Below are 12,282 nucleotides of genomic sequence, written 5' to 3'. Positions count from 1 at the left end.
CAGGGGTGCTACATCATTACATTAGATGGACTTGATGGTGCCCTTAGGCAGCACGGCGGCAACGGCATTTTTCTGCACGTTGACTTCGGTGCCTTCGGCGACTTCCATGGTCAGGAACTCATCGCTCACCTTGGTGATGCGACCCACCATACCGCCGCCAATGACGATTTCATCGCCTTTGTCCAGATTGCTGATCAATTGCTTGTGCTGCTTCGCGCGCTTGGCCTGCGGGCGCCAGAGCAGGAAGTAGAAAATCAGCACAAAACCGACCAGCATCACGATTTGCGCAATACCACCACCAGCACCGCCTGCTTGGGCGTGGGCGGGAGAAATGAAGAAATCCAGCATTGCAGAGAACTCCTGGGTTATAAACTCAATGATTGAGCAAGTTAAAACGCTCGCTAAGACGAGCGCTGATTAATTTGCAAGGGGAGGCACCGACAGTCCGCGTTGCGCATAGAAGCCTTCCACAAAGGTCGTCAATGTACCCGCTTCGATTGCTGCGCGCAAATCAGCCATCACCCTTTGGTAGTAACGCAGATTATGGATGGTATTGAGCATTGAGCCCAGCATCTCGTTGCAGCGATCAAGATGATGCAAGTAGCCGCGCGAGAAGTGCTGGCAGGTATGGCAATCGCAGCCTTCTTCAAGTGGCCGGGTATCAAAGCGATGCACAGCATTACGAATTTTGACGGTACCTTGGGCGGTAAACAAGTGGCCGTTACGTGCGTTGCGCGTAGGCATCACGCAGTCGAACATATCCACGCCGCGGCGCACGCCTTCGACCAAATCCTCGGGTTTGCCAACGCCCATTAGGTAGCGGGGCGTATCGTCAGGCATCCAGGTCGGCAAATAGTCGAGCACCTTGATCATTTCTTCCTTGGGCTCGCCCACCGACAAGCCGCCAATCGCCAGTCCATCGAAGCCGATGTCCAGCAGCCCTTTTAGCGAGCGTTCGCGAAGCTCGGGGTGCATACCGCCCTGGATGATGCCGAACAGCGCCGAAGGGGAGTCGCCATGGGCGTCACGCGAGCGCTTGGCCCAGCGCAGTGATAGCTCCATGGATTTTTCGGCTTCTTCAAACGTCGCTGGATAGGGTGTGCACTCGTCAAAGATCATTACCACATCGGAACCCAGCGAACGCTGAACTGCCATCGACTCTTCAGGGCCCATAAATACTTTGCTACCGTCTACCGGCGAGCGGAAATGCACACCCTGCTCGGTGATTTTGCGCATCTCACCCAGCGAAAACACCTGGAAACCGCCGGAGTCAGTCAGAATCGGCTTGTCCCATTGGGCGAAGTCATGCAGATCGCCGTGGGCTTCGATGACCTTTGTACCGGGGCGCAGCCAAAGGTGAAAGGTATTGCCCAGGATAATCTCGGCGCCAATCTCTTTCACCGAGTCGGGCGTCATGCCCTTGACCGTGCCATAGGTGCCCACCGGCATAAACGCTGGGGTTTCCACCGTGCCACGCGGAAAGTGAAGGCGGCCACGGCGCGCGCGACCGTCCTCGGCGAGGCGCTCAAAGCGCATAAAGCATTCGTTTCGCATCGTTGTTACTCGTTCAGAAAGCGGTTAAAGCAAGGCTTGGTTAGCGGGTCAGCAACATGGCATCGCCATAGCTGAAAAACGCATAGCGCTCGTCAACCGCCGCTTGATAGGCGTGCATGATGTTATCGTAACCTGCGAATGCCGAGACCAGCATTAACAGCGTTGATTCGGGTAGGTGGAAATTGGTGATCAGCGCATCCACGCAGCGCCATTCATAGCCGGGGTAGATGAAGATGTCGGTATCGCCGCTGAAGGGTGCTATCTGGACGTCCGGGCTTTTCATGCAGGCGCTTTCCAGGCAGCGCACGCTGGTGGTGCCCACGGCGATCACCCGTTTGTCCGCCGCTTGCGTGGCGCGAACCTGCTCACAGGTCGCCTCAGTTACCTCGATCCATTCGCTGTGCATATGGTGTTCAAGGATGTTGTCGACGCGCACCGGCTGGAAGGTCCCAGCGCCGACGTGCAGCGTAACAAAGGCGCTATTGACGCCTTTTTCTGCCAGCGCATCGAGCAGCGGCTGGTCAAAGTGTAGGCCGGCGGTGGGGGCGGCCACTGCACCATCGCGCCGGGCATAAACGGTTTGATAGCGCTCGCGGTCGCTTAGCTCATCTTCACGGGTAATGTAGGGCGGCAGCGGCATATGGCCGTGCTTTTCCAGCAGCGCGATCATTGGCGTGTCGCCCAGAAAACGCAGTTCAAACAGCGCATCACGGCGGCCTTCCACCACGGCGTGAATATCGCCTTCAAAGATCAGCTCGGTGCCGGGCTTGGGCGACTTGCTCGAACGGATATGGGCCAGCCCGCGGTGCGCGTCCAGCGGACGTTCCAGCAGCATTTCCACCTTGCCGCCGCTTGCCTTCTGGCCGTGCAGGCGCGCCGGGATCACTCGGGTGTCGTTGAACACCAGCAGGTCGCCGGGTTCCAGAACTGACATCAAGTCGGGAAACCGCCGATGTTCAAGCGCGCCGGTCTGACCATCCACGCACAGTAAGCGACAGTCGCTACGCTGCTCAGACGGGTAACGAGCAATTAACTCTTCGGGTAGCTCAAAGTGAAAATCCGCGCGCTGCATGAAAAAGCTCTATATCAGTGACCAAACAGGCGGCATAGGATAGCGCTTTGTGTGGATAAAGTCAGTCAATGTGATTGACCTAGAAGGTGATCTACGTATAATGCGCAGCCATTGCCGGTGTGGCGGAATTGGTAGACGCAGCGGATTCAAAATCCGCCGCTGTAACAGGCGTGCCAGTTCGAGTCTGGCCACCGGCACCATCTTTTAGGGCCTAGCGTTTATCGCTAGGCCCTTTTGTTTGTGCGTTTGCAAACGTCCTGATCCGGCTTGCGTAGCTTACGGGCCTCATAGGCAACTAAATGCCGGGCAAGTTCGCCCGTGTTTGGGCAAGCATTTACCCTGCTAATCGCTTAGTCTCTAGGAATAACTCTTTTCCTGGAGAGATACCTTGAGCGCTACCTACCAAGACAGCAACGCCTTTATAAGCGTTTTCGCTGCGTTACCGGAGGCATGAGATGCGTGTTATTTCAGCTAATGAGATCGCACGTGATCTTACCTGGGATGGTTTGATCAAGCGTCTTCGAACCACCTTCGTCACTGGCGTTGAGTCTCCGCCGCGCCACCACCACACCATGCATCGGCCAGATGGTGAGGCGACGATGCTGTTGATGCCTGCCTGGGAAGCCGCGGGCTACATTGGCGTCAAAATGGTCAACGTGTTTCCACAAAATGCCGACCACGGTATCCCAGCGATCTCCGGGCTCTACCTGCTCAGCGAGGGCAAGCACGGCCAGCCGCTGGCATGTATGGACGGCAGCGAATTAACGCGACGTCGCACAGCGGCGGCTTCAGCGCTGGCCGCCCAGGCGTTGGCCAATGATATGTCAGAAACCTTGCTGGTCGTTGGTACCGGCAAACTGGCGCCAATGGTGATTGAAGCCCATGCCCGTGTACGGCCGATTAAGCGCGTATTGGTGTGGGGACGAAATTCCAGTAAAGCGGCGGCAATTGCCAAGGACTACGCCGAGCGCTTTGAAACCCATGTGGTCGATAACCTGCAAACGGCAGTTGCTCGGGCAGATATTATTAGCTGTGTCACGCTATCCACCGAGCCGCTTATTAAAGGTGAATGGCTCACGCCAGGTACGCATTTGGATTTGATTGGTGCTTTTCGCCCGCAAATGCGAGAAACCGATGCGCAATGCCTGCGCCGCGCCGAAGTGTTTGTCGATACCTACGCGGGTGCCAAAGGCGAAGCCGGCGATATTCTGCAAGCTATTGATGAAGGAGCTTTCCGCTTTGACGATATTCAGGCGGAGCTTGCCGAAGTGCTAGCCGGAAGCAAATCAGGGCGCTCTAATAAGCAAGCCATTACCCTGTTTAAGTCGGTAGGCGCATCGCTTGAAGATTTGGCCGCCGCCATTGAAGTGTGGGAGGCATCGCCGCCGTGAATGCACTCACAGACACAACAGGCTTCTACTGGCACGAACGCTGCTTTTGGCACGAACAGGGCGCCATTGGCGTATTTTCGGCACCCGGTGAGTTTTTGCAGCCCCAAGCCGCGTCGGAAAGCCCAGAAAGCAAGCGACGGCTAAAAAACATTCTCGAAGTCAGCGGACTGATTGACGAGCTTCGCGTAGTGAAACCGCCTGCCGCGACGCTTGATGATCTACTGCGCTTTCACACTCCGCGTTATTTAGAGCAACTGCAGGCGGGGGATAAAGCGCGTGGCGGCAATGGCGGCGACTGCGCGCCCTTTATGCCCGGTAGTTGGGCAGCGGCCACCCAGTCTGTGGGTTTAGCGCTGGCAGCCGTCGAAGCTGTGGCGTTAGGTGAGGTGAGCAACTCCTACGCCCTGTGTCGCCCGCCCGGCCACCATGCAGAAGCCGACCAGGGTCGCGGGTTCTGCCTGCTGGGTAATATACCCGTGGCGGTGATGCGTGCCCGCGCCTTGGGGCAGGTGAATCGCGTGGCGATACTTGATTGGGATGTTCATCACGGTAACGGCCAGCAGGCGGCGTTTTATGATGAGCCAGAAGTATTCACTGTCTCCCTTCATCAAGCCGCTAACTACCCGCTGGAAACCGGTGGCTTTGACGAGCAGGGCGAAGGTGCAGGCGCGGGCGCCAACCTAAACCTGCCGCTGCCGCCGGGCTGTGGGCTGGGCGCCTACGCGTACGCCATGGAACAACTGGTGCTACCCGCCTTGGAGGCCTTTAATCCTGAGTTGATTGTGGTGGCCTGCGGTTACGACGCCTGTGCCAAAGATCCGTTAGGCAAGATGCTGCTCAACAGCCAGGCGTTTGCCACCATGACCGCCCAGTTGAAAGCCCTGGCCGAGCGCTGCTGCCATGGCAAACTAGTGTTTATTCACGAAGGCGGCTACTCCGAAGGCTATGTACCGCTATGCGGCCACGCGGTGATCCAGACCCTGGCAGGCAGTGGCATTGCCGTGCCCGACCCGCAAAACGACGAAATTGCCGCTTGGGGCTATCAGGCCCTGCAACCGCACCAGCAAACGTTAATCGATAGCTGGCGCCAACAGTGGGAGCAAACGACCCGATGACACCGCTTTATGATCGCGATGGCTGGATTTGGCAGGATGGTGAATGGCTGGCTTGGCGAGATGCCAAGGTGCATCTGTTCACCCATACGTTGCACTACGGTATGGGTTGTTTTGAGGGCGTGCGCGCCTACGCTGGTCCCAGCGGTACGCATCTTTTTCGTGTTGCCGAGCACGCACGCCGCTTGGCGGAAAGCGCCCATTCGCTGGATATGCCGCTGCCGTTTAGCGAAGCTGATTTGATTGAGGTTCAACGCCAGTGTCTGGCTAAAAATAAGCTAACTAACGCCTATCTAAAACCGACGGTATTTTTCGGCGCGGAAGGCTTGGGGTTGCGTGCTCAAGGGCTAACGACCCATGTAATGGTCGCCGCCTGGGATTTAGGCCCTTACATTTCGCCCCAGGCCGCGACCCATGGCTTGCGCGCGCTGACCTCATCCTGGGCGCGCCACCACGTCAATATCAGCCTCTGCCGGGCGAAAACCAACGGCCACTACGTTAACTCGATACTGGCGCTGAATACCGCGATCAAAGCCGGGTTTGATGAAACCATCATGCTCGACCCGGAAGGTTATGTGGCTGAGGCCTCGGCGGCTAATATTTTTTTACTGCGCGATGGCGTACTGCACACCCCGGAAGTGACCTCGTGCCTGCAAGGCATCACCCGGGATAGCGTGATTCAGTTAGCGCAAACGGTGCTGGGCATTGACGTGCGCGAGCGGCGCATCACCCGCGATGAGCTGTATACCGCCGATGAAGCGTTCTTAACCGGCACCGCCGCTGAAATACTGCCGCTGCGCGAGCTGGATGGTCGCCGCATCGGCGGACGCGCGGGCGCGCCGCCTGTTAACGAACCGATCAGCCAAAGCAGCGTGACGGCGCAACTGCAGGACTTATATCGCCAAGCGGTACGCGGTGAACTGGATGATTTTCGGCATTGGCTAACGCTTTAGGGCTGTTGTGGCGGGCAATCAGCGTGCCCCGGTGCGAGGGCAGGTTTCCGCGAGGGCGCTGTGAACCCATCCCTGGGCGCTACTTTTTCCATCCCTGGAAAAAGACCCTCGCTCCAACCTGCCCTCGCACCTAGCGATCAAATTTACTAATTTAATCAGGCGTGTTCTTTAATAGCCTGTTCAAGGGCTTCCAATCTTCCCGGCTCCAGCGCTGCTTGTACCGCCGTAATGCGTATTACATTGGCCAACTCAGGGTGCGCGAGTCGAGCGACTAAAACGCCTTCGGCGAGTAGCTGCTGGTGTACCTCGGCGGCGAGTTCAGCGCTGGGCAGGCGAATGCCGATAAAGTTGGTGGCGCTGGGCAACACATCGGCACCGAGGGCGCGAAAGTGTTCTGCCAACTGCTCACGGCGTGCTTTCACATCAGCGACGTGTTGATGTACCTCGTCAGGGTGGTCGAGCACCACTTCAGCGGCGGCTAACGTTAACGATGATACCGCATAGTGAATACGCACCTTCATCATCATCGCCAGCACGTCAGGGTCGGCAATGGCGTAGCCAATCCGCAAGCCGGCCAGGCCGTGGGCTTTAGAGAGCGTACGCAGGCGAATCACCCCAGGGAGCGCCTTGGCGGCGAACTCGCTGCCCGCATCGTCGCGGAAATCCCCATAGGCTTCGTCTAACAGTAACCAGCAGCTGTCGGGTAGCGCCTCGCGCAGCTTGAGGATGGCGCTATCGCTGTGTAAGTGGCCGCTGGGGTTATCCGGGTTGGCCAGATATACCAATCTCGCGTTTGTTTCATGCGCCGCATTCGCCAGAGCGTCGAGGTCTGGGGCCAGCACCCCCGGGGCTTCATGGTAGCTGGGCTCGATCAAGCGGCAGCCCTGGCCCTTGGCGAAATAGCCAAAGGTTGGGTAGGTACCGGCGGTGCTTACCACGGTATCGCCGGGTTCGCAGGTGGTGCGCAGGGCCAGCGCCATTAGGCTATCGGCACCGGCATCCACCAGCAGTGTTTCCAGCAAGATACCCTGCTGTTCACTAACACGCTTACGAACGCCCAGCGCCTCGGCGTCGCCGTAGCAGTAAACATGTTCGGCCAGGGCATCGCCAAAGTGCTCGCGTAGGGCGCGGTGAGGCATATCCAGGCCTTCGTTAGAGCCAAGCCGATGGGGGATCTCCTTTCCTATACGGCGCTCCAGCACCTTGATGCCCGGAAACGGATTGGCGGGGCCTTCGCCGGTTAAGTGCTCGGGGTAGCGGGGCATAGCAGTATCCTAGGAATAAACTAATTAGCTCAAAATTTTATAGCGGTTAAGTAGGTTAAGCGGGTCGAGGGTCTGCTTGAGGGTGCGCATCAAGTCGATCTCGGCGCTCGAGCGGCATGTGCTAAGCCACGGGCGCTTCTCAAGACCAATGCCGTGTTCGGCGGAGACGGAGCCGCCAAGCGCTGCTAGCGGTTGATAGACCATGGCTTCCACTTCGCGGCGCACCTCGACTTCGGCACTTCCCGCGCTGACAGAAATATGCAGGTTACCATCGCCTAAATGACCAAACACCGCTAATCGCGCCGTGGGCCAGCGTTTCGTCAACTGTGCTTCCAGGGCATCGGTGTAGCGCTGCATATCAGCAATCGGCAGGCTGACATCAAAGGTAAGTAACGGTGCCAACCCTTTGATCAACCCTTCAATATCCTCACGAATGGCCCACAGCCCATCGCGCTGGGTGCTGGATTGCGCAATCACCGCATCAACCATCAAACCGCTCTCTAAAGCACTTTCTAGCGCTTCGCGGAACTGGGTTGCATTGCGCTCGGAATCGCTGCCCAGCGACTCAATAATCACATAAAACGGGTGCTCCGTCGCAATCGGTGGCGTGTGGCGCCCCAGTGTGTCTGTCAGCAAACGGTAGTGGTTTTGCCACATGACCTCGAAGGCCCCGAGACTTCCGCCCAATGCTCTACCCATCTGGCTGAGTAGACCGGTTAATGCCTCAAACGAGGGGCAAGCGACGAGCGCTGTTTGTTCGCTGGGGGTGGGTGGCTGCAACCGGAGTACCGCGCGGGTCACAATGCCCAGGGTGCCTTCGCTGCCGATAAACAGCTGCTTTAGATCAAACCCGGCATTGTTTTTGAGCATGCGGTTCATGGAACTGACCACTCGACCATCGGCCATGACCACTTCAAGCCCCAAGACTTGCTGGCGCATCATGCCGTAACGAATCACTCGAACGCCGCCGGCATTGGTGGCGATATTGCCGCCAATCGTGCAACTGCCGCGGGCGCCCAGGTCCAGCGGAAACTGCAGGCCCACCTCTTTGGCGGCCTCTTGCACACGTTGCAGCGGTGCGCCGGCCTGCACGGTGAGGGTGCCGCCCACCTGGTCTATCTCTTCAATGGCGGTCAGCCGCTCAAGAGAGATCACTAATTCGTCAGGGCTCGCCTCAGCGCCGTGAACTAACCCGGTTAACCCGCCATGGGTAACCACTGCCTGCTGTACCTGATGGCAGGCGCGCATCACCGCAGCGACTTGCTCGGTATCCGCCGGGCGAACAATCGCCCCTGCCTGGCAGGGGGCGCCGGTCATCCAGTCCACGCTACGGCTGTGTACATCGTCGCTGATCAAAACGTGGGCTGGGCCTACAATGGCACGCAATGCCTCAAGGGTTATCTGCATTGAGGTTCCTTAATTTGTCTTTTCCATATTGAACCAGCTTTTGAAAAGCTACACCGCTGCCGCCACAGGGGCTTCACGACCGGGGATCGCCTTGAGCAGCGCTTGAGTATATGCCTCGCGGGGAGCAAGAAAAATCTGCTCGGCGCTGCCTTGCTCAACGATGCGACCATGTTGCATCACCACAATGCGGTCGCAAATCTGTGCGGCGACGCGTAAGTCGTGGGTAATAAACAGCAGCGAAAGAGACAGGCGCTGCTTTAGTTCCTGCAGCAGCGCCAATACCTGCGCTTGGATCGATACATCCAGCGCCGACACCGCTTCGTCTGCCACTATGAGCTCGGGGTTCAGCGCTAGCGCCCTGGCGATGCCGATACGCTGGCGCTGGCCACCGGAAAATTCGTGTGGAAAGCGTTCCACAGCACTGGCGCCCAAGCCCACCATGTCCAACAGCTCGCCTGCCTGTTTGAGCGCTGCGGCTTTTGACGTGCCGTTGGCGATGGGCCCCTGGGCAATCGCCATGCCTACCTTGGTGCGTGGGTTTAAAGAGGCGTAGGGGTCTTGAAAAATCATCTGCATGCGATGGCGTTCACGGCGCAGCGCATCACCTTTAAGCTGAGAAATATTCACGCCATCCAACAGCAGTTCGCCGCTGTCAGGGTGTTCCAGCCGCACCACGCAGCGGCCTAGGGTAGATTTGCCCGAGCCGGATTCGCCTACGATACCTAGCGTTTCGCCTCGCGCTAAGGTGAGCGAGACGTCTTCAAGGGCGCGTACCTCCCGGGCAGGTGTAAACAACCCCCCTCGGGAGCGAAATACTTTATTAAGCTGTTTGATCTCCAGCAGTGGCGCCACCTGGCTGGTCTCTCGGTGGTGCGGTACCGCATTGCTGGGGATTGCCTCAATCAGGGCTTGGGTGTAGGTATCTTGCGGGTTTTCAAGCACTGCTTTAGCGTCGCCTAACTCAACAATCTTACCGTGACGCATCACGCAGACACGATTGGCGATTTCAGCGACGACGCCAAAGTCGTGGGTGATAAACATCACCGACATGCCGCGTCGGCTTTGCAGGTCGCGAATCAGCTCCAAAATCTGCGCTTGGGTGGTGACATCCAGTGCAGTGGTGGGCTCATCGGCAATCAGTAGCACGGGTTCAAGCGCGAGCGCCATGGCAATCATTACCCGCTGACGCTGGCCACCGGAAAGCTCGAAGGGGTAGGCGCGAATGGCTTTCTCCGGCTGTGGAATGCCCACCTCGATCAACAACGCCAGGGCGCGGGCCTGTCGCTCTTTAGGGGTGAGCTGGCCGTGAGCCTCAAACACTTCGGCAATTTGCTCGCCTACCCGCATTAATGGGTTAAGGGCGGTCATCGGCTCTTGAAAGATCATGCCGATTTTTAGGCCGCGTAGGGCGCGGTGCTGCTTTTCGCTGAGGGCGAGTAGGTTTTGGCCTTCAAACAGTATCTCGCCTTGAGTGGCGCGTACGCCTTTGGGTAGCAGCCCCATCACGGCGTTAGCGGCCATCGACTTGCCAGAGCCGGATTCGCCCACCACGCACATGATCTCCCCGCGCTTAACCTCGTAGCTGACGTCCTCCACTGCCAGGGCGCGATCCGCCCCTTTGGGGAGCGCGACGCTTAGCTCGCGAATGCTAAGCACCGTGTCAGGCACTTGGCTGGCATCTGGTGTAGACCCGGTCGTTACAGACATAAGGGGGCTCCTAGCGTTCGCGGGAAAGTTTCGGATTCAAGGCATCATCTAAACCTTCACCGACCAGATTTAACGCCAGCACGGTGAGCAAAATCGCCACCCCAGGGAAGAAGCTTAGCCACCAGGCTTGGCGAATCACTGTCCGCGCAGCACCAATCATATAGCCCCAGGACATCACGTTAGGATCGCCCAAACCGAGAAACGACAGCGCCGATTCCAGCAAAATCGCGGTTGCTACCATTAGCGAGGCCAGCACGATAATCGGCGACAGCGTATTGGGTAGAATCTGGCGAATGATAATCGTGGTGTTGGATTGCCCCACCAAACGCGCGGCTTCGACATACTCACGGTTGCGCAGCGACATGAACTCAGCGCGAACCAAACGAGCCACCGGTGGCCAACTGACGACCGCAATCGCCAATACAATCGAGGTGACGCTGGGCTGCATAATCGCCACCAGCACAATCGCCAAGGCAAAGTTGGGAATAGTCTGAAAAAACTCGGTAAAGCGCATCAATACATCGTCAATCCAGCCGCCGTAGTAACCGGCAACGGCCCCAAGCGGCACGCCGATCAACAGTGCGACGCAGGTTGAGACCAGTCCAATGAGCAGCGAAACCCAAGCGCCGTGCATCAGGCCTGCGGCTACGTTGCGGCCCATGGTGTCGGTGCCCAGGGGAAAACCCTCCTGAGAGAGCGGCGGCAGAAAAGGCCGCTGCGCCATACGCCAGGGAGACTCGGGAAACAGCAGCGGCGCAAGAATGGCCATGGCGATAATCATCAGCAGAATAATCAGCCCCACCAGAGCGCCACGGTTTTGCGCAAAGTGTGCGAAAAAGCTCATGAGGCCCCCTTCTTGATGCGTGGATCAGCCAGGCTGTACACCAAATCGGTGATGATATTGAAGACGATGACCAAGGCCGCCGAGAAGAAGAAAATCCCCAATAGCAGGTTGTAGTCACGCTGTTGCAGCGCTTCATACATCAGTCTGCCGATGCCCGGCCAAGCGAAAACGGTTTCGGTGAGTATCGCACCCCCGACCATTTGCCCAGCCTGTAGCCCCGCTAGCGTAATAATCGGCAGTAGCGCGTTACGCAGCACATGACGGCGCTGAATAATGCTCGGCTTTAACCCTTTCGCCCGTGCCGTTTTAACGTAATCCTGCTGAGATGCCTCCAGCATTGAGGTGCGCGTCATGCGGGTGTAAATCGCCATAAAGAACAGCGCTAAGGTGGTGGCGGGAAGCACCAGGTGTTTGGCGATATCAATTACCAGTGCAAGCCCTGTGTGGCCGGCACCCACGGTGTAAAGCCCATAGGCAGGCAGCCAGCCGAGATAGACGGAAAACAGCACCACCGACATCAACGCCACCCAGAAAAGTGGCGTGGCGTAAAATACCAGTGCCAATGCCATAATCAGCGAGCCAGACGGTTTTTTAACCCGCGCCGCCGCCATTGAGCCTGCGACAATACCCAACACCAGCGAAAGCACAAAAGCAGTACCGGTGAGCAGCAGGGTGGCAGGCATACGCGCCATGATCAGGTCGAAAACCGGCGCTTCCTGGCGGTAGGAGTAGCCAAAATCCAGCGTGGCGATGCCGGAAATATAACGCCATAGCTGTACATAAATCGGCTGATCTAACCCAAACCGTTCGCGCAGCTGGTCGAGAAACTCTTGATCGGTGGCCCCTGCTTCCCCCGCCATGATGGCGGCAGGGTCGCCTGGGGCGAGGTGGATCAGGCAAAAATTAAAAATGACGATTAGAAATAGCACTGTCACAGCTTTAAAAAGCCGTGTGGTAATCAAGCGTGCGTAAAGCAT

At 57.8% G+C, this 12,282-nt stretch carries 11 protein-coding genes and 1 tRNA gene; 4 read left to right on the top strand and 8 right to left on the bottom strand.

The genetic code is table 11. The features are described from left to right. Positions 1 to 21: 21 nt before the first annotated feature. The 3 genes from yajC to queA form a co-directional block, all read right to left on the bottom strand. The gene (gene yajC, locus CPH17_RS08745) at positions 22 to 348 is read right to left on the bottom strand and encodes a preprotein translocase subunit YajC (RefSeq protein ID WP_074397381.1); all 327 of its coding nucleotides are present in this window, start codon (positions 346 to 348) and stop codon (positions 22 to 24) included. A 69-nt stretch (positions 349 to 417) separates the two neighbouring features. Further along, on the bottom strand, positions 418 to 1,536 hold the full coding sequence (tgt, locus tag CPH17_RS08740) for a tRNA guanosine(34) transglycosylase Tgt (protein ID WP_096300924.1): 1,119 nt from the start codon (positions 1,534 to 1,536) through the stop codon (positions 418 to 420). 58 nt (positions 1,537 to 1,594) lie between these two features. Next, positions 1,595 to 2,626: a tRNA preQ1(34) S-adenosylmethionine ribosyltransferase-isomerase QueA gene (queA, locus tag CPH17_RS08735; RefSeq protein ID WP_096299106.1), complete on the bottom strand. Its 1,032-nt coding sequence runs from the start codon at positions 2,624 to 2,626 to the stop codon at positions 1,595 to 1,597. A gap of 113 nt (positions 2,627 to 2,739) precedes the next feature. Between queA and CPH17_RS08730 the strand changes: the two genes are divergently transcribed. From CPH17_RS08730 to CPH17_RS08715, 4 genes are all read left to right on the top strand, one after another. Beyond that, a tRNA-Leu gene (locus tag CPH17_RS08730) sits at positions 2,740 to 2,826 on the top strand. A gap of 255 nt (positions 2,827 to 3,081) precedes the next feature. Next, positions 3,082 to 4,017 (top strand): ornithine cyclodeaminase family protein, encoded by a 936-nt coding sequence (locus tag CPH17_RS08725; RefSeq protein ID WP_096299104.1) that lies wholly within the window; start codon positions 3,082 to 3,084, stop codon positions 4,015 to 4,017. After that, positions 4,014 to 5,132: a class II histone deacetylase gene (locus tag CPH17_RS08720; protein WP_096299101.1), complete on the top strand. Its 1,119-nt coding sequence runs from the start codon at positions 4,014 to 4,016 to the stop codon at positions 5,130 to 5,132. Before CPH17_RS08725 ends, CPH17_RS08720 begins: the two co-directional genes overlap by 4 nt. Continuing rightward, positions 5,129 to 6,082: a branched-chain amino acid transaminase gene (locus tag CPH17_RS08715; RefSeq protein WP_096299099.1), complete on the top strand. Its 954-nt coding sequence runs from the start codon at positions 5,129 to 5,131 to the stop codon at positions 6,080 to 6,082. The genes CPH17_RS08720 and CPH17_RS08715 overlap by 4 nt, the downstream gene beginning before the upstream one ends. A 155-nt stretch (positions 6,083 to 6,237) precedes the next feature. Here CPH17_RS08715 and CPH17_RS08710 read toward each other — a convergent pair whose 3' ends face one another. The 5 genes from CPH17_RS08710 to CPH17_RS08690 are packed head-to-tail and all read right to left on the bottom strand — an operon-like array spanning position 6,238 to position 12,282. Next, positions 6,238 to 7,347, bottom strand: a complete 1,110-nt coding sequence (locus CPH17_RS08710) for a pyridoxal phosphate-dependent aminotransferase (RefSeq protein ID WP_096299097.1) — start codon at positions 7,345 to 7,347, stop codon at positions 6,238 to 6,240. Positions 7,348 to 7,371: 24 nt separating this feature from the next. Then, on the bottom strand, positions 7,372 to 8,754 hold the full coding sequence (locus CPH17_RS08705; RefSeq protein ID WP_096299094.1) for an FAD-binding oxidoreductase: 1,383 nt from the start codon (positions 8,752 to 8,754) through the stop codon (positions 7,372 to 7,374). Positions 8,755 to 8,802: 48 nt separating this feature from the next. Beyond that, positions 8,803 to 10,461: an ABC transporter ATP-binding protein gene (locus CPH17_RS08700; RefSeq protein ID WP_096299092.1), complete on the bottom strand. Its 1,659-nt coding sequence runs from the start codon at positions 10,459 to 10,461 to the stop codon at positions 8,803 to 8,805. A 10-nt stretch (positions 10,462 to 10,471) separates the two neighbouring features. Further along, on the bottom strand, positions 10,472 to 11,305 hold the full coding sequence (locus CPH17_RS08695) for an ABC transporter permease (protein ID WP_096299090.1): 834 nt from the start codon (positions 11,303 to 11,305) through the stop codon (positions 10,472 to 10,474). Beyond that, positions 11,302 to 12,282 (bottom strand): ABC transporter permease, encoded by a 981-nt coding sequence (locus CPH17_RS08690; protein ID WP_096299088.1) that lies wholly within the window; start codon positions 12,280 to 12,282, stop codon positions 11,302 to 11,304. Before CPH17_RS08690 ends, CPH17_RS08695 begins: the two co-directional genes overlap by 4 nt.

Origin of the sequence: Halomonas sp. hl-4, assembly GCF_900215475.1 — a bacterium.
Classification (GTDB): Bacteria; Pseudomonadota; Gammaproteobacteria; order Pseudomonadales; family Halomonadaceae; genus Vreelandella.
This window is presented reverse-complemented; position numbering and strand designations above follow the sequence as displayed.